Annotated in this window: 20 protein-coding genes; 11 read left to right on the top strand and 9 right to left on the bottom strand. The window is 71.5% G+C overall.

Features of this window, described 5'->3' with window-relative positions; translation table 11 throughout:
- Positions 1-3: 3 nt before the first annotated feature.
- Positions 4-870, bottom strand: a complete 867-nt coding sequence (locus tag AC0QR5_RS05335) for a sulfurtransferase (RefSeq protein WP_329861027.1) — start codon at positions 868-870, stop codon at positions 4-6.
- A gap of 91 nt (positions 871-961) precedes the next feature.
- Here AC0QR5_RS05335 and AC0QR5_RS05340 point away from each other — a divergent pair, with 91 nt between their 5' ends.
- Positions 962-2065 (top strand): PLP-dependent cysteine synthase family protein, encoded by a 1104-nt coding sequence (locus AC0QR5_RS05340; RefSeq protein WP_475372512.1) that lies wholly within the window; start codon positions 962-964, stop codon positions 2063-2065.
- Here the strand turns inward: AC0QR5_RS05340 and AC0QR5_RS05345 are convergent.
- Positions 2062-2724 (bottom strand): MBL fold metallo-hydrolase, encoded by a 663-nt coding sequence (locus AC0QR5_RS05345; protein ID WP_329863077.1) that lies wholly within the window; start codon positions 2722-2724, stop codon positions 2062-2064. The two genes, AC0QR5_RS05340 and AC0QR5_RS05345, sit on opposite strands and share 4 nt — an antisense overlap.
- 120 nt (positions 2725-2844) lie before the next feature.
- Here AC0QR5_RS05345 and AC0QR5_RS05350 point away from each other — a divergent pair, with 120 nt between their 5' ends.
- The gene (locus AC0QR5_RS05350; RefSeq protein ID WP_329863075.1) at positions 2845-3273 is read left to right on the top strand and encodes a Fur family transcriptional regulator; all 429 of its coding nucleotides are present in this window, start codon (positions 2845-2847) and stop codon (positions 3271-3273) included.
- Between the two features lie 144 nt (positions 3274-3417).
- Positions 3418-4131 carry a hypothetical protein gene (locus tag AC0QR5_RS05355; RefSeq protein ID WP_329863074.1) on the top strand — a complete coding sequence of 238 codons (714 nt, stop codon included), beginning with the start codon at positions 3418-3420 and terminating at the stop codon, positions 4129-4131.
- A gap of 12 nt (positions 4132-4143) precedes the next feature.
- Here the strand turns inward: AC0QR5_RS05355 and AC0QR5_RS05360 are convergent, their stop codons facing one another.
- From AC0QR5_RS05360 to AC0QR5_RS05380, 5 genes are read right to left on the bottom strand one after another with little or no spacing between them, the layout of a single operon-like run.
- Positions 4144-5040 carry a metal ABC transporter permease gene (locus tag AC0QR5_RS05360; RefSeq protein ID WP_329863072.1) on the bottom strand — a complete coding sequence of 299 codons (897 nt, stop codon included), beginning with the start codon at positions 5038-5040 and terminating at the stop codon, positions 4144-4146.
- Positions 5027-5860 carry a metal ABC transporter ATP-binding protein gene (locus tag AC0QR5_RS05365; RefSeq protein WP_329863070.1) on the bottom strand — a complete coding sequence of 278 codons (834 nt, stop codon included), beginning with the start codon at positions 5858-5860 and terminating at the stop codon, positions 5027-5029. Before AC0QR5_RS05365 ends, AC0QR5_RS05360 begins: the two co-directional genes overlap by 14 nt.
- Positions 5850-6824: a metal ABC transporter solute-binding protein, Zn/Mn family gene (locus AC0QR5_RS05370; protein WP_329863068.1), complete on the bottom strand. Its 975-nt coding sequence runs from the start codon at positions 6822-6824 to the stop codon at positions 5850-5852. Before AC0QR5_RS05370 ends, AC0QR5_RS05365 begins: the two co-directional genes overlap by 11 nt.
- 55 nt (positions 6825-6879) lie before the next feature.
- Complete coding sequence (locus tag AC0QR5_RS05375) at positions 6880-7971, bottom strand: hemolysin family protein (protein ID WP_329863066.1); 1092 nt, start codon at positions 7969-7971, stop codon at positions 6880-6882.
- Complete coding sequence (locus AC0QR5_RS05380; protein WP_329863064.1) at positions 7968-9284, bottom strand: hemolysin family protein; 1317 nt, start codon at positions 9282-9284, stop codon at positions 7968-7970. Before AC0QR5_RS05380 ends, AC0QR5_RS05375 begins: the two co-directional genes overlap by 4 nt.
- A 454-nt stretch (positions 9285-9738) precedes the next feature.
- Here AC0QR5_RS05380 and AC0QR5_RS05385 point away from each other — a divergent pair, with 454 nt between their 5' ends.
- From AC0QR5_RS05385 to AC0QR5_RS05405, 5 genes are all read left to right on the top strand, one after another.
- Positions 9739-13560: a multifunctional oxoglutarate decarboxylase/oxoglutarate dehydrogenase thiamine pyrophosphate-binding subunit/dihydrolipoyllysine-residue succinyltransferase subunit gene (locus AC0QR5_RS05385; RefSeq protein WP_329863062.1), complete on the top strand. Its 3822-nt coding sequence runs from the start codon at positions 9739-9741 to the stop codon at positions 13558-13560.
- Positions 13561-13661: 101 nt separating this feature from the next.
- Positions 13662-14264 carry a GDSL-type esterase/lipase family protein gene (locus AC0QR5_RS05390; RefSeq protein WP_329863060.1) on the top strand — a complete coding sequence of 201 codons (603 nt, stop codon included), beginning with the start codon at positions 13662-13664 and terminating at the stop codon, positions 14262-14264.
- A gap of 161 nt (positions 14265-14425) precedes the next feature.
- Complete coding sequence (locus tag AC0QR5_RS05395; protein WP_329863058.1) at positions 14426-15265, top strand: DUF4097 family beta strand repeat-containing protein; 840 nt, start codon at positions 14426-14428, stop codon at positions 15263-15265.
- A 2-nt stretch (positions 15266-15267) separates the two neighbouring features.
- Positions 15268-15918: a PadR family transcriptional regulator gene (locus AC0QR5_RS05400; RefSeq protein WP_329863057.1), complete on the top strand. Its 651-nt coding sequence runs from the start codon at positions 15268-15270 to the stop codon at positions 15916-15918.
- A 65-nt stretch (positions 15919-15983) separates the two neighbouring features.
- A complete protein-coding gene (locus AC0QR5_RS05405) occupies positions 15984-16058 on the top strand; it encodes a 50S ribosomal protein bL37 (protein ID WP_369299106.1) in 75 nt (24 codons plus the stop codon).
- Between the two features lie 112 nt (positions 16059-16170).
- On the opposite strand, the gene rsrA is transcribed toward AC0QR5_RS05405, so the two are convergent.
- Entirely contained in the window at positions 16171-16437 is a 267-nt protein-coding gene (rsrA, locus tag AC0QR5_RS05410) for a mycothiol system anti-sigma-R factor (RefSeq protein WP_329863049.1), read from the bottom strand.
- Positions 16437-17093, bottom strand: coding sequence for a sigma-70 family RNA polymerase sigma factor (locus tag AC0QR5_RS05415; protein ID WP_430632817.1), 657 nt, complete (start codon positions 17091-17093; stop codon positions 16437-16439). The genes rsrA and AC0QR5_RS05415 overlap by 1 nt, the downstream gene beginning before the upstream one ends.
- 249 nt (positions 17094-17342) lie before the next feature.
- Between AC0QR5_RS05415 and AC0QR5_RS05420 the strand changes: the two genes are divergently transcribed.
- From AC0QR5_RS05420 to rsgA, 3 genes are read left to right on the top strand one after another with little or no spacing between them, the layout of a single operon-like run.
- Positions 17343-17861 (top strand): DoxX family protein, encoded by a 519-nt coding sequence (locus AC0QR5_RS05420; RefSeq protein ID WP_329863048.1) that lies wholly within the window; start codon positions 17343-17345, stop codon positions 17859-17861.
- A gap of 10 nt (positions 17862-17871) precedes the next feature.
- Positions 17872-19182 carry a 3-phosphoshikimate 1-carboxyvinyltransferase gene (gene aroA / locus AC0QR5_RS05425; RefSeq protein ID WP_329863046.1) on the top strand — a complete coding sequence of 437 codons (1311 nt, stop codon included), beginning with the start codon at positions 17872-17874 and terminating at the stop codon, positions 19180-19182.
- A gap of 3 nt (positions 19183-19185) precedes the next feature.
- Complete coding sequence (rsgA, locus tag AC0QR5_RS05430; protein WP_329863045.1) at positions 19186-20289, top strand: ribosome small subunit-dependent GTPase A; 1104 nt, start codon at positions 19186-19188, stop codon at positions 20287-20289.
- The last annotated feature ends 21 nt before the right edge of the window (positions 20290-20310 follow it).

The following is a 20310-nucleotide window of genomic DNA, read 5'->3' on the forward strand; positions in this document are numbered from 1 at the left end:
CTTTCAGTCGGTGGTGTGCGCCCGGGGATCCGGTGCGCCGCCTTCGGTGCCCGTGGCCGCCTCGCGCCTGGCATCGGCCGACCATTGTGACCAGGAACCGGGAAACAGGGACGCCTCTTCGCCGAGATGGTCCAGGACCGCCACGAGGAACGCCGCCGTGACGCCGGATCCACAGTAGGCGGCCGTGGGACCGCCCACGGCCCCGAGCCCGGCCACGCGCCCGCACAGCACGTCCCGCGGCAGCAGGCGTCCGGCGTCGTCCAGGCACTCCGCGGCCGGAAGGTTCAGCGCCCCGGGAATGTGTCCGCGGCGGGGATCGACGGGCTCGGCCTCTCCCCGGTAGCGTCCGCCCGCCCGGGCATCGAGGAGGACCCCGCGGCCCGGCCAGGCAGCGGCCTCGTCGATGTCGATCACGGGCATCACGCCCCATCCCGGGGCCGCGTTGCCCGCCTCCGGCCGCACGGCGCCGGCCTCGAGGGGGCGGCCCGCCTCGGTCCAGGCCCGCAGCCCGCCGTCGAGGACGGAGACGTCGGTGAAGCCGGCATGGCGCAAGAGCCACCAGGCGCGGGCCGCCGAGAGCCCGCCGACGGCGTCGTACGCGACGAGGGCATCGCCGTCGTGAACTCCCCAGCGCCGCACCGCACGGGCGAACTCCGCCGGATCCGGCAGCGGATGGCGTCCGGCCCCGGGCGTGCCGTGGGACGCGAGCTCGGACTCGAGGTCCACGTACACGGCGCCGGGCAGGTGCCCCTGGGCGAACGCTGCCCGGCCGTCCGGCGCGCCGAGCGCCCAGCGGACGTCGAGCAGCACGATCCGCTCCCCGGATTCCAGCCGTTCGGCGAGTCCGGCGGCGCTGATGAAGGTCTCCACCCTGCCAGCGTAGCGGCTGCCCGGTAGGGTGTCCTGCGTGGAGAGTCCCCTGCCGCCGCCCCGTCCCGCGTCCGTTGGTCCCCTGGCTTCGTTGCGGGGGCGTGAGTGGGTCGACGAGGCCGTGCGGGTGATCGAGGCGGAGAACAACCGCTCGGCGGACACGCACCTGCACCGGCTGCCGCTGCCCGGGCACTGGGGCGTGCAGCTCTACCTCAAGGACGAGTCCACCCACCGCACCGGGAGCCTGAAGCACCGCCTGGCCCGCTCCCTGTTCCTCTACGGGCTCGTCAACGGGTGGATCACCGATTCCACGCCGATCGTGGAGGCCTCCAGCGGCAGCACCGCGGTCTCCGAGGCCTACTACGCCCAGCTGCTCGGCCTGGACTTCACCGCCGTCATGGCCCGCGGCACGAGCGCCGAGAAGATCGCCCTGATCGAGCGCTTCGGCGGCCGCTGCCTGCTCGTGAAGGACGCCTCCGAGGTCTACGCCCGCGCCGAGGCCGTCGCCGCCGACTCCGGCGGACACTACATGGACCAGTTCACCTACGCCGAACGGGCCACCGACTGGCGCGGGAACAACAACATCGCCGAGTCCCTTCTGGGCCAGCTCGCCCGCGAACCCCACCCGGTCCCGGAATGGATCGTGGCCGGAGCCGGGACCGGCGGCACGAGCGCGACCATCGGCCGCTACCTGCGCTACCACCGCCTGCCCACCCGCCTGGCCGTCGCGGACCCGGAGGGCTCCGCGTTCGCGCCCGCCTGGGACGCCTGGCGCTCCGGGAAGGGCGCCGCGGCCGCCGCCGCCGCGACCGGGCGGGCCAGCCGGATCGAGGGCATCGGCCGGCCCCGCATGGAACCGAGCTTCATCCCCTCCGTCATCGACGAGATGCGCACCGTGCCCGACGGCGCCTCCGTGGCCGCGATGAACCACCTGGCCCGCTTCGCCCACCTCGAGGCCGGCCCCTCCACCGGCACCAACCTCTGGCTCGCCTGGCAGCTCGCCGCCGAGATGGTCGCCACGGGCCGCACCGGGAGCATCGTGACCCTGCTCTGCGACGGCGCCGAACGCTACCGGGGCACCCACCGCGACCCCGCCTGGCTTGCGGGCCAGGGCATCGACCCCGCCCCCTATGACGGCATGATCGACCGCTTCCTCGAAAGCGGTCGCTGGGACGGGGCGCCGGACGGCGGCTAGACCTCGAGCACCTCGCCGGGCTCCAGCCGGCGGAAGCCCAGGCCGTAGCGGGCGGCGATCCGGCCGACGTGGGCGTCGGCCAGCGCCAGGCCGCGCTCGTTCAGGAGGCCGTCGTGGATCGGGACCGCAAGCCCGGCACGCACCGCGACGACGAAGTCGAGCACCTCGGCCAGCTTGGACCACGGCGCGTGCAGTGGCACCAGCAGGATCCTGATTCCGGGGGCGTCGGGGACGATGAACGAATCGCCGGGGTGGTAGAGGACGCCGTCGACGACGTAGCCCAGGTTCGCCACGAGCGGGATGTGGGGGTGGATCAGCGCGTGCTGCCCACCCTGGGCCAGCACGTCGAAGCCCGCGGCCTCGAACCTCTCCCCCGGCCCGAGGGTCCGCAGGCGCCGCTCCACGGCCGGCCCGAGCGGATGTCCCCTCAAGGCGTCGACGACCGGCGAGGGTCCGTGGAGCAGGACGCCGTCGGCGCCGGCGAGCCACTCCAGGACCACGTCGGCATCGATGTGGTCGGCGTGCTCGTGGGTGACCAGGACGGCGTCGGCGCCCTCCAGCGCGGCCGGGAGGTCGCTGAACGAACCGGGGTCGATGACCAGGACGCGCCCGCCCTCTTCCAACCGCACGCAGGAGTGTCCGTGTCTGGTGAGCCGCATGCTCCCACAGTAGCCGCGGCCGCGGCCCCGCGCGAGGGCGCGCTGGTAGGCTGGAGGGCGACTCGACGGCCCCGGTCCGGCGGCCCGAGACCGCACCCAACCCGCCCAGGAGGGACCCCCATGGCCGACACCGGCGCACCCGCCCGCGGAGGCGAACAACGCGTCACCCGGCAGCGCCTTGCCGTGGGATCCGCCCTGGGCGAGCTCGAGGACTTCGTCACCGCCCAGGAGCTCCACCGCTGGCTCCAGGACCGCGGCGAAAAGGTCTCCCTCGCCACCGTGTACCGCATCCTCCAGTCGATGACCGATGACGGACTGCTGGACGTGCTGCGCGCCGTGGACGGCGAGGCCTCCTACCGGCGGTGCGCCGCCGAGCACCACCACCATCACCTGGTCTGCCGCTCGTGCGGCAAGGCCGTGGAGGTGGAGGCCCCGGCGGTCGAGGCCTGGGCCGCGCGCGTCGCCGCGGAGCACGGCTTCACCGAGCCCAGCCACACGGTCGAGATCTACGGGCTGTGCCCCGACTGCGGCACGAGCGCTTCCGCCTAGCCCTTCTTCGTCTCTGCTGCCGTGGCACCCGCACTGGCCGGGACCGCCGACCTGGCCCGTCCCACTCTCCCGCCAAAGCTGTGGATAACACGCTTCCGCGGCCCCGCCGGCTGACATGCTGGGGGCAACGGACAAGGAGATCCCATGGACACGACACCACTGACCGGACGCCACGGCTCGCCGTGGACCGACGCCGACTACGAGCTCCTGGCCCGCTCGGTGCGGGAGGGATGCACGCTGCCGGAGATCGAGCGGCGGCTCGACCGCACGGCGACGGCGATGGGGCCGCGGTTGCGGAGGATGATGCCCGTCGACCAGCGGAAGGCGCCCCTGGAGCTGGTCCTCCCCGCGTTGAGTGAGCGGCTCCAGGACCCGGACTACGACTGGCGGGCCATGATGCTCCAGGACACGCCGGTGGTCCGCCCGCCGGACATCGTCCTCTCTGGGATCGAGGGGCTCGACGACCAGGACCTGGTGGAGCTCGCCTTCCACCTCTTGAAGACCGAGGATCCGCCACCGCGGCTCGCGGATCGGCTGGTGCGCGAGGCCCAGTCCCGAGCGCACGTCATAGCCCGGCTCCACCGAAAGGTGGAGGCACTGCTGGTCTTCCGCGGCGCCGAAGAGGAGACCGCCGCCTACAGGGCGGGGCCGTGGATCAATGCCGCGCGGGCACGCCCCGCGTACGACGATGTCGCGCGCCCGGGCCCGTCGGCCGCCTCGTGGTACGGCGGCCCGTGGGGCCTTTCGGGCCGCGGCGACGACGGGCGCCAGTACAGCTCCGCGGGTGCCTGGGAGGACGACGATCCGCCACGTGGGACCGGTTCCGGCTACTCCTCCCCCGGCGAATCCCCCTACTGAGCCGGGGAGCGCTCAGGCCCGCACGGCCTCCGGCTGAGGACGGCGTGCCCCGCCCCGGGGGTGGCGGACCTTGCCACGCCGCCACGCGACGAGCCGGCAGACCAGGTAGATCAGGAAGGAGATCGTCGTGACATAGGGGCTGATGGGAAGCCGCCCGGCGAGGGCCAGCAGGATCCCGCCGACCACGCTCGTCACGGCGAAGGCGATGCTCAGGGCGACGGTGAACGCGGGCCGCGCCGTCACGCGCAGGGCGGCGGCGGCAGGGGTGATCAGCAGGCTCAGGACGAGCAGCGCGCCGACGACCTGGATGGACAGTGCCACCGCGAGCCCCAGCAGGAGCATAAAGGCGACCGACAGGCGTCCCGCGGGCACGCCGCGCGCCGCCGCCACCACGGGATCGGCGCTGACGAACGTCAGGGGGCGCCAGATCAGCAGCAGCCCCGCGACGACGACCACGGCGCACCCGGTGAGGAGTCCGAGCTGGACGTCGTCCACGGCCACGATCTGGCCCGTCAGCAGCCCGAACTTGTTGGCGCTGCGCCCCTCGTAGAGCGACAGGAAGAGGATGCCGAGCCCGAGCCCGAAGGGCATGAGCACGCCGATGATCGAGTTCCTGTCGCGCGCGTTGGCGCCCAGGATGCCCAGGACGACGGCGGCGAGGAGCGAACCGACCACGGACCCGAGCACGACGTTGGCGCCGATGAGCAGCGCGAAGGCCGCCCCGGCGAAGCTCAGCTCGGCGATGCCGTGGACGGCGAAGCCCATGTCCCGCATCATGACGAAGATCCCGATCAGGCCTCCGACAAGGCCCAGCACGGCTCCGGCGATGATCGAGTTCCGCACGAGCGGGAGCAGCTCGGCGTAGTTCTCGAAGCTGAAGATCGTCCCCAACAGCTCAGAAGCGTCCATCGTGCTCCTCCTCCCCGTGGTGGTGGGCGACGGCGTCGGGAATCCCGGCGACGATGATCCGCCCGTTGGCGTGGAAGACGTCGATCGGGCTGCCGTACAGGGCGCTGAGGACCTCCGACGTCATGACCTCGCGCGGCGTTCCGACGTGGAAGCGGCCTCCCGCGAGGTAGAGGACGCGGTCCACATAGTCCAGGACGGGGTTGATCTCGTGGGTCACGAACACGACGGCGCTGCCCTGCTCGCACGCCTGGCGGTGGATCAGGGAGGACACGGCCTGCTGGTGGTGCAGGTCGAGCGACAGCAGCGGCTCGTCGCACAGGAGCAGCCGCGGGTCGTCGGCGAGGGCCTGGGCCGCCCGCAGCCGCTGCTGCTCGCCGCCCGAGAGCTGGCCGACGGGGTGGTCCGCGTACCCGGTGGCGCCCACCAGTTCCAAGAGCTCGTCGACCCGGCGCTGCATCGCCCTGCGCCCTCCGAGGCGGACGCCCCAGCGGTGTCCGTCCAGGCCCAGCGCCACGAGGTCGCGCGCCCGCAGCGGCGTGTCGTCGGCGAAGTTCTTCTGCTGCGGAATCGTGCCGATCAGGCGGGAGCCGCGCGTAGCGGGGCGGCCCGAGACCTCGACGGTGCCCTCGCTCAGCTCCTGCAGCCCCAGCAGCACGCGCAGGAGGGTCGTCTTGCCGGAGCCGTTGGGGCCGAGCACGGCGAGGAATTCGCCGGGGGCGATGTCGAGGTCGAGTCCCTCCCACAGCGTCCTGCGTCCGAACGTCAGCCCGGCGCCGCGCAGGCGGACCGCGGGCGTCGTGCTGGCTGCCCTATCCGGCAAGCGCGGCCTCCAGAGCCTCGATGTTGCCCGTCATCCAGGACGCGAAGTCCTCCGAGTCAGGGATGGTCTCGGTGAACTCTACAACAGGAACGCCGGCCCGCTCGGCGGCCTGCCGGACGGCCTCGGTCTGGGCGCTCGAGGTCTGCTCGTTGTAGGCGAGCACGGCGACCGTCCCGTCCTCGAGGACGTCCAGCATGTGCCGCTGCAGCAGGGGGGAGACGTCCTCGCCGTGCTCGATCGCGGCGCTGTAGCCCTCCGGCGTGGCATCACGCAGGCCCGCTTCGACGAGGAGGTAGTAGGGCACGGGCTCGGTCATGGCGAAGGCGCGTCCGTCAGCCGCCGCGGAGAGCTCGGTGAGCTTGGCCTCGACGGGCGCGAGGGACTCCTCGAAGGCCGTGGCGTTGGCCCGGAAGGATTCGGCCTCGTCCGGCACCAGGGCGGCGAGTCGTTCGGCGACCGCGTGGGCCAGCGCGACGACGGTGTGGACGTCGTACCAGACGTGCTCGTTGTACGCGGCGTGCACGTGGCCGTCCTCCTCGGCGTGCTCCTCGTCCCCGTGTCCTTCTCCCTCGTGGTCATGGTCGCCGTCCTCTTCGGCGTGGGCGGCCTCCGAGAAGTCGACGGCGCGCAGCACCTGCTCCTCCTCGAGACCCAGGTCGTTGATCAGCACGTCGGCGAAGGCGTCGTAGCCTCCCCCGTTGGCGACGACGAGGTCCGCCTTGGAGAGCGCGAGCTTGTCCTGGGCCGTGGCCTCGTAGGAGTGCGGGTCCTGCGCGATGCGGTCGATGATGGACTCGACCTCGACGGCGTCTCCCCCGACGGTGCGGGCGATGTCCCCGTAGACGCTCGTCGAGGCGACGATCCGCGGCCCATCCGCTTCCGGATCAGGGGCCGCCGCTCCGGACGCGCAGCCCGTCGCGGCGAGAAGTGCCGCGAGGGCGAGGGGAAGGGCGGTTCGACGCATGGAGGGGCCTTTCAGCACAGAGTAAAGGGGTGCCCGTCAAGGACACCCCTTCACTCTAACTCAAATGAGATTCATTTGCATTATGGTCCATGCCGTTGAGCCGCCGGATGCCATGGCTCTGCGTCGCGTCCCGGATCTCGCCGACGAGTTGTTCCAGCACGTCCTCGAGGAACAGGATGCCCAGCGTCGTTCCGTCGGGTGCGTTGACGCGGGCCAGATGCGATCCGGTCCGCTGCATCACCGCGAGCGCGTCCTCGACCTCGTCCTCCGGGCGCAGGTTCGCCAGGCTGCGCAGGCGGGTGACCGGAATCGGGTCCTCGTAGCGCGCCTGGGGAATGCCCATGACGTCCTTGAGGTGCAGGTAGCCGCTGAGTTCGCCCTCGTCGTCGAGCATGACGAACCGGGAGAACCCCGTCCGGCCGACCGCGCGTTCGAACGTGGCCGGGGTGGTGGTCGAGGGCAGCGAGATGAGCTGCCCCACGGGGACCATGATCTTCTCCGCCGTGTAGTCGGAGAACTCGAGCGCCCCGGACAACAGGCCCGACTCGTCCTCGACGAGGCCGTGCCGCGTGGACTCCTCCACGATGCTCTGGACTTCCTCGAGGGTGAACGAGGAGGTCACCTCGTCCTTCGGCTCCACCTTCATCAAGCGGAGGGCGTGGTTCGCGATCCAGTTCAGGACCACCACGACGGGGTAGACCACCTTGGACAGCCAGAGCAGCGGCGGCGCAAGGACCAGGACGGCCTTGTCGGCCACGCTCACGGAGATGTTCTTGGGGACCATCTCGCCGAAGGTCACGTGCAGGAACGTCACGATCATCAGCGCGAGGATGAAGGCCGCGGTGTCGGCGGCCTCGTGCGGCAGGCCCAGCGCCTCCAGGGGCGCGGCGAAGAGGTGGTGGATCGCCGGCTCGGCCACGTTGAGGATCAACAGCGAGCAGACCGTGATGCCCAGCTGGCAGACGGCCAGCATGAGCGAGACGTTCTCCATGGCGCGCAACGCGGTCCGCGCCGATGCCCTGCCCTGCTCGGCCAGCGGCTCGATCTGGCTGCGTCGGGCCGTCATCACGGCGAACTCGGCGCCGACGAAGAAGGCGTTGCCGATGAGCAGGACCACCAGCCAGAAGATTCCAGCCCAGTCGTTCATCGCCCCTCCTCCTGCACCGCGGGTTCGGCGGGCCTGAAGCTCACCCGTTCGACCCGGCGCGCGTCCATGGCCTCCACGACGAGCCGTCCGTGGCCGGCCTCGACCGCGTCGCCCACGGACGGAATGCGCCCGAGCTCGCTCATGATGTAGCCGCCGACGGTCTCGTAGGCCGCGTCGTCGGGCACCTCGATGCCCGGGACCTGCTCGGTCACCTCGTCCGGCCTGAGCAGCCCCGGGAAGTACCAGATGCCCGTGGCGGACTGCAGCACGCCGGGCTTGACGCGGTCGTGCTCGTCAGAGACCTCGCCGACGATCTCCTCGACGAGGTCCTCGAGCGTGACCATGCCCGCCGTGCCGCCGTACTCGTCGAGCACCATGGCGACCTGGAGGTTCGCCTCGCGCAGCTCCGAGATCAGGGAGTTCAGGTGGACGGTCTCCGGGACGGAGATGATCTCCGTCATGATGTTCGCAGCCACGAGTTCGCCGCGGCGGTCGCGCGGCACGGCCACCGCCTTCTTGACGTGGCAGACGCCGAGGACGTCGTCGGCGGACTCGCCGATGACGGGGAAGCGGGAGTACCCCGTGCGCCGCGCCGTCTCGATGATGGCCGGGATCGGCTCGTCGGAGCGCACCGTCTCCATCCGGATGCGCGGCGTCATCACGTCGGCCGCCGAGCGGTCGGAGAAGCGCAGGGTCCGGGCCAGGAAGTTCGCCGTGTCGCGGTCCAAGGTGCCCATGTCGGCCGAACGGCGGACGAGGGAGGCGAGCTCGGCCGGGCTGCGCGCGCCCGAGATCTCCTCCTTCGCCTCGAGGCCGAAGAGGTGCAGGACCCGGTTGGAGAACCCGTTCAGGACGACGATGGCCGGCTTGAAGACCGCCGTGAAGACGAGCTGCGGCCGGGCGAGGATCCGCCCCACGGCGAACGCCTCGGCAATCGCGAGGTTCTTGGGGATGAGCTCGCCGATGACCATCGAGAAGAGCGTGGCCAGGACCATCGCGACGATGAGCGATATGGGGGCCGAGGCCTCGCCGAGGCCGGCGCCCTCGAGGACGGGGGTCAGCAGCCGGCCGACGGAGGGCTCCATGACGTAGCCCGTCAGGAGCGTCGTCAGGGTGATGCCCAGCTGGCACGAGGACAACTGGGTCGACAGCGACTTGAGGCACTTCATGAGGGTCGCCGCCTTCTTGTCGCCCGCGTCCACGGCGCGCTGCACCGTGGTCTGGTCAAGGGCGACGAGGGAGAACTCGACGGCGACGAAGAACCCGGTTCCGAGGATCAGCAGGACGCCGAAGGCCAGGAACAACCATTCCATCTAGCGCGCCACCGCCCCGGTGGCAGGAACTGGGCGCGGGGACCACGGTCCCCCGGCAAGGGTCAAGCCGCGTCTAGAAGGCTCCGAGGAGTCGGCGGCATCGGGAAGGCTGGGCGTGGAAATGCCGGCGCTGCGCGCGTACGCGACGGGCCGGCACGGTGAGTGACTGTCCATAAGGGCTCCAGTCTACAGAACCACGGGCCCGAGCCGCACGGCCCAGGCCCGTTCATCCCGCGTTCGCGGCGCGTTTGCCGCGTCGTCACCGCGACCACGGCGCCCCGCGCCGTGCCGGGGACGTGCCGTGCTTCACACCCGCCCGACGGCCGCGCGGTGATTCGCAACGGCGCGCCGAAAGTCATTAGACTGGCCGCAGGTCGAGGACTATGTCGTCGCAGACGTCCAGCACTGGCTGCACAGCACCGCGGCGAGGCAACCAAGGAAGAGGCGTATCACCGTGCCAGAGCAACCGCACCACCGTTTGACCGAGGAATTCGGAGGGAACGAGTGGCTCGTCGACGAGCTGTACCAGCAGTTCCTGCGGGACAAGGAATCCGTCGACAAGAAGTGGTGGGACATCTTCGAGTCGTTCTCCCAGGACGGCAGCGGCACGGGCTCCAACGGCGCGCCCGCGGCGGCCCCGGCGTCGTCCGCCCCGGCGCGGCCCGGCAGGGAACCGGCGACCCCGGCCGCTCCGCGCCCGGCCACGCACGCCCGCGTGGTCGACACGACCGGCACGACGGCCGGCTCCTCCTCCGAGTCCTCCACCGGGACCTCCAGCGAGCGGGTCCCGGCGGACCCCGAGAAGGACAAGACCAAGTCCCCCGCCAAGCCGGCCCCCAAGACCCAGCCCATCCCGGCCGAGCTGCCCAAGTCCGCATCGTCCCAGGACACGGCCGAAGAGGACAAGGTCTCCCCGTTGCGCGGCCCCGCCAAGGCGATCGCCACCAACATGGAGCAGAGCCTGGAGGTCCCGACCGCGACGACGGTGCGCGCCGTCCCCGCCAAGGCCCTGATCGACAACCGGATCGTCATCAACAGCCACCTGAAGCGCGCCCGCGGCGGCAAGGTCTCCTTCACCCACCTCATCGGCTTCGCCGTGGTCCGCGCCCTCAAGCTCTTCCCCTCGCAGAACGTCACCTACCAGGTCGTCGACGGCAAGCCGGTGGCCGTTCAGCCGGCGCACGTGAACTTCGGCATCGCGATCGACATGCCCAAGCCCGACGGCTCGCGCCTCCTCGTGGTCCCGAACATCAAGAAGGCCGAGACCATGAACTTCTCGGAGTTCTGGAACACCTACGAGGACCTCATCCGCCGCGCCCGCAACGGCAAGCTCACCGCGGACGACTACGCCGGCACGACGGTCTCGCTGACCAACCCCGGTGGCATCGGCACCGTGCACTCGGTCCCGCGCCTGTCCAAGGGCCAGGCCACGATCGTCGGCGTGGGCGCCCTCGAGTACCCTGCCGAGTTCCGCGGTGCGAGCGAGAAGACCATCGCCTCGCAGGGCGTGGGCAAGATCATCACGCTGACCTCCACCTACGACCACCGCGTCATCCAGGGCGCCGGCTCGGGCGAGTTCCTGCGCCTCGTCGAGTCCCTCCTGCTCGGCGAGCAGGGCTTCTACGACGAGATCTTCGAGGCCCTGCGCATCCCCTACGAGCCGGTCCGCTGGGTCGTCGACAACCAGGTCGACGTCGAGCTGCAGGTCAACAAGATCGCCCGGATCCAGCAGCTCATCCACGCCTACCGCGTGCGCGGCCACCTCATGGCCGACACCAACCCGCTCGAGTACGTCCAGCGCCGCCACCCGGACCTCGACATCCAGACCTACGGCCTGACGCTGTGGGACCTGGACCGTGAGTGGGTCACGGGCGGCTTCGGCGGCCAGCCCCGCCTTCCGCTGCGCAAGATCCTCGGCGTCCTGCGCGATGCCTACTGCCGCACCACCGGCATCGAGTACATGCACATCCAGGATCCGGTCGAGCGCGAGTGGTTCCAGTCCGAGCTCGAGCACGAGTACAGCAAGCCGACCCGCGAGGAGCAGCTGCGCATCCTCGGCACCCTCAACGCCGCAGAGGCGTTCGAGACGTTCCTGCAGACCAAGTTCGTGGGCCAGAAGCGCTTCTCCCTCGAAGGCGGCGAGTCCCTCATCCCGCTGCTCGACGGCATCATCTCCGACGCCGCCGACGCCGGCCTGGACGAGGTCGCGATCGGCATGGCCCACCGCGGACGCCTCAACGTCCTGACCAACATCGCCGGCAAGACCTACGCGCAGGTGTTCCGCGAGTTCGAGGGCACGCAGGACCCGCGCAGCGTCCAGGGCTCGGGCGACGTCAAGTACCACCTCGGCACCGAAGGGCGCTTCACCTCCGAGCACGGCAACGAGACCAAGGTCTACCTCGCCGCGAACCCCTCCCACCTCGAGGCGGTCGACCCCGTGCTCCAGGGCATCGTCCGCGCCAAGCAGGACCGGCTCGGCGAGGACGGCGAGGCCTTCAACGTCCTGCCGATCCTCGTGCACGGCGACGCGGCCTTCGCGGGCCAGGGCGTCGTCGCGGAGACTCTGAACCTCTCCCAGCTGCGCGGCTACCGGACGGGCGGCACGATCCACGTCGTCGTGAACAACCAGGTCGGCTTCACGACCTCGCCCACCGCCTCGCGCTCCTCCGTCTACTCGACCGACGTCGCCAAGATGGTCCAGGCGCCCGTCTTCCACGTCAACGGGGACGACCCCGAGGCCGTCGTGCGCGTCGCGCAGTTCGCGTTCAAGTACCGCCAGCGCTTCAACAAGGACGTCGTCATCGACCTGGTCTGCTACCGCCGCCGCGGACACAACGAGGGCGACGACCCCTCGATGACGCAGCCGATGATGTACAACCTCATCGAGGCCAAGCGGTCCACGCGCAAGCTCTACACCGAGGCCCTCGTCGGACGCGGCGACATCACGCAGGACGAGGCGGACCAGGCCCTGCGCGACTACCAGGAGCGCCTCGAGCGCGTCTTCTCCGAGACGCACGCGGCGCAGACCTCGCCGATCCCCGTGATCAGCAGCGACGGCCGCTCGGTGCACGACCTCGAGCTTCCGACCTCGCAGGTCGACGACGAGGCCACGCCGTCACGCAGCGAGACCGCGATCAGCGCCGAGACGCTGGCCCGGATCGGCTCCGCGCATGTCGACATCCCCGAGGGCTTCACGGTGCACCCGAAGCTCAAGGCGCTCCTGGAGCGCCGCGAGCAGATGTCGCGTGAAGGCGGCATCGACTGGGGCTTCGCCGAGATCGCGGCCTTCGGCTCGCTGTCCATGGAAGGCGTCCCGGTCCGGCTCGCCGGCCAGGACTCCCGCCGCGGCACGTTCGTCCAGCGCCACGCGGTGTTCCACGACCGCGCGAACGGCGCCGTGTGGATGCCGCTGCAGCACCTCTCCGAGGAGCAGGCGAACATCTGGATCTACGACTCGCTGCTCTCCGAGTACGCGGCCATGGGCTTCGAGTACGGCTACTCCGTCGAGCGGCCCGACGCGCTCGTGTTGTGGGAGGCGCAGTTCGGAGACTTCGTCAACGGCGCCCAGACGGTCATCGACGAGTTCATCTCCTCCGCCGAGCAGAAGTGGGGGCAGCGCTCCTCGCTCGTCCTGATGCTGCCGCACGGCTACGAGGGCCAGGGACCGGACCACTCCTCCGCCCGCATCGAGCGCTTCCTGCAGATGTGTGCCGAGGAGAACATGGTCGTGGCCAACCCGTCGACGGGCGCGAACCACTTCCACCTGCTCCGCCGCCAGGCGTACGCCCGCCCGCGCAAGCCGCTCGTGATCTTCACGCCGAAGCAGCTCCTGCGCCTCAAGGCCGCCGCCTGCTCGGTGTCCGACTTCACGCAGGGCGGCTTCCGCCCGGTGATCGGCGACACGGGCTCGCTCGACGCCAAGAAGGTCGAGCGCGTCCTGCTCGTCTCCGGGCGCCTGTACTACGACCTCGAGGCCGCGCGGAAGAAGGCCTCGGACCAGACCACGGCGATCGTCCGCGTCGAGCAGCTCTACCCGCTGCCGCTCGAGGAGATCAAGGCCGAACTGGCGAAGTACCCGAACGCCGAGGTCGTCTGGGCGCAGGACGAGCCCGCGAACCAGGGTCCGTGGCCGTTCATCGGCCTGAACCTGGCCCCGCAGCTCGACTCCGGGCTGGGCCTCGCGTCGCGTTCGGCCTCGGCGGCGACCTCGACCGGTTCGCACAAGCGCCACGAGGTGGAGCAGGCCGAGCTGCTCAAGCAGGCCTTCGGCCGCTGACGCGGAAGGTACGACGCCGGGGGGCGGGACGCGCTGTCGTCCCGCCCTCCGGCGTAGGGTCCCCTGTTAGTGTTGAATCCAGCCGCCTAGAAAGGTCTTTCGTGGAAGCACGCACACTCCGTATCGCCGCCGTCGGCAACGAGCTCCTGGCCGGTCACGGCGATCCCCGGGCGCTCGGCTGGTACGGCCGCGTCCTCGCCCGGACCACGGGCGAGAACCTGCGGGTCCAGAGCTACACCCTGGCCGCGCCCGGCGAAGGCACCGAGGCGCTGGCCCAGCGGTGGATCGAGGAGGCCGGTCGCCGCCTGTCCGAGGAGCACGAGAACCGCCTCGTGATCGGCCTCTCCGACGCGGATCTGGACCTCGGCCTCTCCACCGCGCGGTCGCGGCTGAACCTGGCGAACATCCTCGACGCCGCGTCCCAGATGAGCATCAAGGCCATGGTCGTCGGCCCCGTTCCGGGCCTCGACGCCGAACGCAACGCGCGCCTGGCCGAACTGTCGGCGGCCTACGCCGACGTGGCGAACCGCCGCCGCCACGCCTACGTGGACACGTTCACCCCGCTGCAGAACCACGAGCAGTGGCGCACGGATCTGGCGGCCAACGACGGGCTGCCCGGCCAAGCGGGACACGGCCTCATGGCGTGGCTCGTCCTCCACCGTGGCTGGTACACGTGGCTCGGACTCCCGGAGCCGTCCGCCTGACCAGCACGCGGCCGCGCCCCGCCGCGCTGCCCGCCGCGACCCGACGGCACCACTCAAGGCCCGGACGGCTTCCGTCCGGGCCTTGCGCGTCGCGGTATCGCGATATATCGTGAATGACAACGCGATATAACGCATCGCACCGAATCCAGCTGGAGGAACCCATGGAATCATCCACGCCACGGGACGGCGACTGGTCCGTCGAGGGCCCGCAGACGCTCGAGATCGAGGGAGTGCAGTCCCTCGATGCCGGCATCGTCGGCGGACGCATCGACGTCATCGTCCACCAGGAGCCCGTCGTCCGCGTCGAGGTCTCCGCCGTCCACGGCCCGCCCCTGACCCTGGAGCTGCGCGGCGGACGACTCAAGCTGCGCCATCGCGACGACGGCCCCCTCGGATCGGTCGGCGTGCTCATCCGCGGCATCGGCCGTCGCGGCGGGGCGCGCCACGAGGCCGTGCTGAGCATCGCCGTCCCCGCCGGCGTCCCGGTCCGTGCCGCCACGGTCGACGGCGACGGCCTCGTCTGCGGGGTCGACGCCGACGTCGAGCTCAAGACGGTCTCGGGCTCCATGATGGCCGACGACACACAGGGGCGGCTCCGCGCCGCGACCGTGAGCGGCGAGGTGATCGTGCGCCACCACAGCGGACCGCTGACCGCCGAGAGCGTCTCCGGCGAGGTCACGGCCTCCGGCTGGCTCGAGCATGTGCGGGCCAAGACGGTGAGCGGCGACGTCGCCGTCGACCTGCTCGGGGAACCGCGCAGCGTCGGCGTCTCCGCCGTGAGCGGCGACGTGACAGTGCGCGTCCCGGCGGCGAGCGGCGTGCACGTCTCCGCCCGTTCCACGAGCGGCTCCATCACCGTCGGCGAGCAGCGCTTCACGGGCCTGGCCGAGAAGGTCGACACGCACCTCGGCCCGTCGGGCGGCGCGCTCAAGCTCACCGCGACGACGGTCTCGGGTGCGCTGGCGGTGTTCCACCGCGACGAGGCGACGGCGGCGGGCTAGGCATGGCCGTCTTCGCCCACGGAGCGCTCCGCCTCTACCTCCTCTCGCTCCTCGCCGACGGCGACATGCACGGCTACGAGCTCATCCGCGCCCTGGAGGACCGCTTCGGCGGAACCTACAAGCCCAGCGCGGGCACCGTATATCCACGCCTCGCCAAGCTCGAACAGGAGGGGCTGGTCGCGACGGTGCCCGACGGGCGGCGGACCATCTACGGCATCACGGCCGCCGGCCGCCGGGAGCTCGCCGAGCGCGGGGACGAACTGCACGGGATCGAGGCCGACATCTCCGCCACGGTCCGCGAGCTCGCCGATACCCTGCGCGACGAGTTGCGCCAGTCGATGCGGGGACTGCGCGCGGACCTGGCGGCCTCCGCCGAGGAGGCCAGGGGCAGGGCCCGCTCCACTCCCGCCTCCGCGCGCGAGCGGCGGACGCGCCACGGCTCCCCCGCCGCCGGCGACTTCCAGACGGCCGCGCGCGAACTCGAGCGGCTTGTCGACGACTTCCGGACCGAGGCCAGGGTCCTCGTGCGGCGGGCCGGGCGGGAGGCGCTCGACGAGGTCGCCGCGGAGACCGTCCGCACCGTCCTGGACCAGGCCCTGGCCTCCATGCGCTCGGTCCTGCGGCGCGAGTCGAACACGGCCCCGCCTGGTTAGGAGGGGCCGGGGCGATGTGGGAGACTGGTACGCAGTCCCTGTACGGATCGACGTTAGGAGTCACCATGAGCAAGCGTGCACGTAAGCGCCGTGACCGTAAGCGTGGCGGAGCGAACCACGGTAAGCGCCCCAACACCTGAGCGGTAGCTGAGGAAACGGCGGAGGCCCGCACCCATCCGGGTGCGGGCCTCCGCTGCGTCCTGGGGGCCGCGCCGTCGACGACGCGCCGGAGAAGATCGGCGTCGTTCCGGATCAGCCGTGGCCGACCTCGATCCGGATCTCGCTGATCCGGGCCATGATCCGCCCCTTGAGCGCCTCCGGCGCCGCCTCCTGGCAGCTGCGCCGCACGACGGAGCGGATGATGCACTCGAGGTCGTATTCCTTGGCGCACTCGTCGCAGTGCTCCAGATGGTCCTTGACCTCGTTCAGGTCCTTGAGCGACAGCGCGCCGTCGAGGTACTCGTACAGCCTGACGATGCGGTTGTCGTCGCAGTCGCCCAGCGAATGACAGTCGCCCATTACTTCTTCTCCTGCCCCGCGGCGCGCCGGCCGCTCGTCCTTGTCGTCTCGATCCCCATGCCGCGCTCCGCCGCGTAGTCCGCCAGCAGCTCGCGCAGCTGCTTCCTGCCGCGGTGCAGCCGGGACATCACGGTGCCCATCGGGATGCCCAGGATTCCCGCGACTTCCTTGTAGGAGAACCCCTCCACGTCGGCGAAGTACACGGCGAGCCGGAACTCCTCCGGGATGGCCTGGAGCGCGTCCTTCACGTCCGAGTCGGGCAAGTGGTCCAGCGCCTCGGCCTCGGCCGACTTCAGCCCACCGGGGGTGTGCTCGGCCGCCTGCGCCATCTGCCAGTCCTCGACCTGGTCCGTACTGGAGCGCAGCGGTTCACGCTGCCTCTTGCGGTAGAGGTTGATGTAGGTGTTCGTCAGGATGCGGTAGAGCCAGGCCTTGAGGTTGGTGCCCGGCTTGTACTGGTGGAACGCCGAGTACGCCTTCGTGTAGGCCTCCTGGACCAGGTCCTCGGCGTCGCTGGGGTTGCGCGCCATGCGCATGGCGGCCGAATACAGCTGGTCCACGTACTGCAGCGCGTCGGCCTCGAACCGCGCACGCCGCTGGGCGTCGGTCTCCACGCCGTCGGGCATGGTGTCTGTGGTCTCGCTGGTCTCGCTCATCGCTGCCCAGTCTACGCGCGGCCCCTCCAGACCCGTCCGCGGTGCCTCGATCACCGGTGCCGCCATGCGTTCCCCTTCCCGTGCCGCCGGGCCGCGGCGTGCCCGGCCCTCGAAGCGGGACACGGCCCACGGCCGTCCCTTCAGGAGAACGCCGGACGACGCGGACCTATTCCCGGCGCGAATCCATCTCGCGCCCAAAAAGTGCAAGACTAGGGGCAGCCAACCGCAACCGATGATCCGGAGGAACCCATGTCTCCCGTGCGTGCGATCGCCCGCCCCCTGCTGGCTTCAAGCTTCATCTGGTCCGGCGTCGAACGCCTGCGCAAGCCCGAGGAGGCCGGAGAGCAGCTGCGTCCCACGCTGCGCCGCGCTTCGGCTGTCCTGCCGCAGCTGCGCGAGGCCGCCGAGAAGCCCGCGCTCGTGGCCCGCGTCATCGGCGGCGTGCAGGTCATCGCCGGCGTGCTGTTCGCCCTCGGCCGGTTCCCGCGCCTCTCCGCATCGCTCCTCGTCGGCTCCTCCCTCCTCGCCTCGGTCGACGGCTCCTCGCCGCACCGCACCGGGGACCGCCTGAAGAACGCCTCCCTCGCGGGCGGCGTCCTGCTCGCGAGCGTCGACACGGCCGGGCAGCCGTCGATCGCCTGGCGCGCCCAGCACCTCACGGCCGATGCGCGCAAGCAGCTGCACCGCACCAACAAGGAGCTCGGCCGCGCCGTCAAGCGCACGGCCGCGGATGCCCGCAAGTCCGCCGAGTCGGTGATCGGGCACTAACGCCGTCCCCATGAGCAGCACCGCCTCCTCCCCCGCACCCTGGCCGGCTCCCCACGTCACGGGCCCCGTGGACGCCGTCGTCCAGGTCCCCGCGTCGAAGTCCCTGACCAACCGCTACCTGGTCCTCGCGGCCGTCGCGGACGGGCCGAGCCGGCTGCGTTCCCCGCTCTTCTCGCGCGACTCGGAGCTCATGATCGCCGCGCTCGAGGCGCTGGGCGCACGGATCCGGCGCGTGCCGGGCGAGGGGCGCTTCGGCCCCGACCTCGTCGTGGAGCCCATCGGGGGGACGGTCCCGGACCGCGCCGTGGACTGCGGCCTCGCGGGGACGGTCATGCGCTTCGTCCCTCCCGTCGCGGCGCTCGTTCCCGGACGCACCTCCTTCGACGGCGACCCGCACGCCCGCGCGCGTCCCATGGGACCGGTCGTGGAGGCGCTCCGCCAGCTCGGGATCCAGGTCGACGACGCCGGGTCCGGCTCCCTGCCGTTCACGGTGGAGGGCGGCGGCCGCGTCCCGGGGGGACGCCTCGTCATCGACGCGAGCGGTTCCTCCCAGTTCGTCTCCGCCCTGCTGCTCGTGGGCGCGCGGTTCGAGGAAGGCCTCCACCTCGAGCACGTCGGCAAGCCCGTGCCGAGCCTGGACCACATCCGCATGACCATCGAGGTCCTGCGTGGCGCGGGCGTCGAGGTCGACGATTCCGTCCCGGACCACTGGGTCGTCTCCCCGGGCACGATCCGGGCGTTCGACGTCGTCATCGAGCAGGACCTCTCCAACGCCGGCCCGTTCCTGGCGGCCGCGCTGGCCACGGGGGGCACGGTGCGGATCCCGGGCTGGCCCGCGGAGACCACCCAGGTCGGCGACCTCTGGCGGGACATCCTCGAGCGCATGGGCGCCACGGTGGAGTACGACGGCGGGACGCTGACGGTGACGGGCAGCGGCAGCATCGCCGGCATCGACCTCGCGGACGCCTCGGAGCTGGCCCCCACGGTCGCGGCGCTCTGCGCGCTCGCCGAGTCCCCGTCGCGCTTGAGCGGGATCGCGCACCTACGCGGGCACGAGACCGACCGACTGGCCGCCCTCGTCGCCGAGATCAACCGGCTGGGCGGGGACGCCGAGGAGACGGCCGACGGGATCGTCGTCCGGCCTCGGCCCCTGACGGGGACCGTGGTCCGCAGCTACGCGGACCACCGCATGGCCACGGCGGGCGCCGTCATCGGCCTGCGCGTGCCGGGCGTCAGGGTCGAGGACATCGGCACGACGTCCAAGACCATGCCGGAGTTCCCCGGGCTCTGGGCGGACCTGGCCGCCACGGCGCGGGACTGAGCCGTGGGCCGGGACTTCTCCGCCTGGGACGAATCGGACGTCCGCGTCCGCCCGAACAAGAAGGGCAGCCGCCCCCGGACCAAGGACCGTCCGGCGCACGAGGACGCCGTCACGGGCCGGATCGTGACGGTCGACCGCGGCCGCTACACGGCGATCCTCGACGAGGACACGCCGCGGGAACGCCTCGTCGTCGCCGCCCGCGCCCGCGAGCTGCGCCGCTCCCCCGTGGTCCCCGGGGACTTCGTGGGCCTCGTGGGCGACACGAGCGGGGCCCCCGACTCCCTCGCCCGGCTCGTGCGGATCCAGGACCGCAGCACGGTGTTGCGGCGCAGCGCGGACGACACGGACCCGGTGGAACGCGTCGTGGTCGCCAACGCGGACCAGCTCGTCGTCGTCGTCGCGGCCGCCAATCCCGAGCCGCGCACGGGATTCATCGACCGCGCCCTGGTTGCCGCGTACGACGCCGGAATCCACCCGGTCCTGTGCGTCACCAAGGCCGACGTCCGCGACCCCGGCCCGCTCCTGGAGAACTACCGCCACCTCGACCTCGACATCGTCGTCAGCCGCAGCGCCTCGGCGTCCGCCGACGGCATCGACGCACGCAGCGCCGACGGCGCCTCCGCACGGCTCGACGCGGCCGCCGTCGAGGAGCTCTCCGGGCTCCTGGCCGGACAGGTCAGCGTGGTGATCGGGCACTCGGGCGTCGGCAAGTCCACCCTCGTCAACGCCCTGACGGGGGCCGAACGGGCCACGGGCGGCGTCAACGCGGTCACGGGCCGCGGGCGGCACACCTCCTCCTCGGCGCTCGCGCTCCGGGTCCAGGACGCCCCCGCCGGGACCTGGATCATCGACACGCCGGGCATCCGGTCCTTCGGCCTGGCCCTCGTGGAGCCCGGGAACATCCTCGGCGCGTTCGACGACCTCGAGCCCGCCGCGACCGCCTGCCCCCGCGGGTGCTCCCACGCCGAGGGCGAACCGGGCTGCGCCCTCGATGCGTGGGTCGCCGAGGGCCGCGCCGGAGCCCAGGGGGCCGCCCGGCTGGCCTCCTTCCGGCGCCTTCTGGGCTCGGAGGACGCCGCCGACACGAAGGAGCTCGGGAGCGTCTAGCCGCGGTGCCGCTGGGGTAGC

This window comes from Arthrobacter sp. J156 (assembly GCF_056172865.1).

Bases quoted from the DNA above. Each gene is read 5' to 3' on its own strand.
- AC0QR5_RS05395 (WP_329863058.1), top strand. From the start codon at position 14,426: ATGGAATCATCCACGCCACGGGACGGCGACTGGTCCGTCGAGGGCCCG.
- AC0QR5_RS05375 (WP_329863066.1), bottom strand. From the start codon at position 7,971: ATGAACGACTGGGCTGGAATCTTCTGGCTGGTGGTCCTGCTCATCGGC.
- AC0QR5_RS05400 (WP_329863057.1), top strand. From the start codon at position 15,268: ATGGCCGTCTTCGCCCACGGAGCGCTCCGCCTCTACCTCCTCTCGCTC.
- AC0QR5_RS05420 (WP_329863048.1), top strand. From the start codon at position 17,343: ATGTCTCCCGTGCGTGCGATCGCCCGCCCCCTGCTGGCTTCAAGCTTC.
- AC0QR5_RS05380 (WP_329863064.1), bottom strand. From the start codon at position 9,284: ATGGAATGGTTGTTCCTGGCCTTCGGCGTCCTGCTGATCCTCGGAACC.
- rsrA (WP_329863049.1), bottom strand. From the start codon at position 16,437: ATGGGCGACTGTCATTCGCTGGGCGACTGCGACGACAACCGCATCGTC.
- aroA (WP_329863046.1), top strand. From the start codon at position 17,872: ATGAGCAGCACCGCCTCCTCCCCCGCACCCTGGCCGGCTCCCCACGTC.
- AC0QR5_RS05345 (WP_329863077.1), bottom strand. From the start codon at position 2,724: ATGCGGCTCACCAGACACGGACACTCCTGCGTGCGGTTGGAAGAGGGC.
- AC0QR5_RS05355 (WP_329863074.1), top strand. From the start codon at position 3,418: ATGGACACGACACCACTGACCGGACGCCACGGCTCGCCGTGGACCGAC.
- AC0QR5_RS05370 (WP_329863068.1), bottom strand. From the start codon at position 6,824: ATGCGTCGAACCGCCCTTCCCCTCGCCCTCGCGGCACTTCTCGCCGCG.
- AC0QR5_RS05415 (WP_430632817.1), bottom strand. From the start codon at position 17,093: ATGAGCGAGACCAGCGAGACCACAGACACCATGCCCGACGGCGTGGAG.
- AC0QR5_RS05360 (WP_329863072.1), bottom strand. From the start codon at position 5,040: ATGGACGCTTCTGAGCTGTTGGGGACGATCTTCAGCTTCGAGAACTAC.
- AC0QR5_RS05350 (WP_329863075.1), top strand. From the start codon at position 2,845: ATGGCCGACACCGGCGCACCCGCCCGCGGAGGCGAACAACGCGTCACC.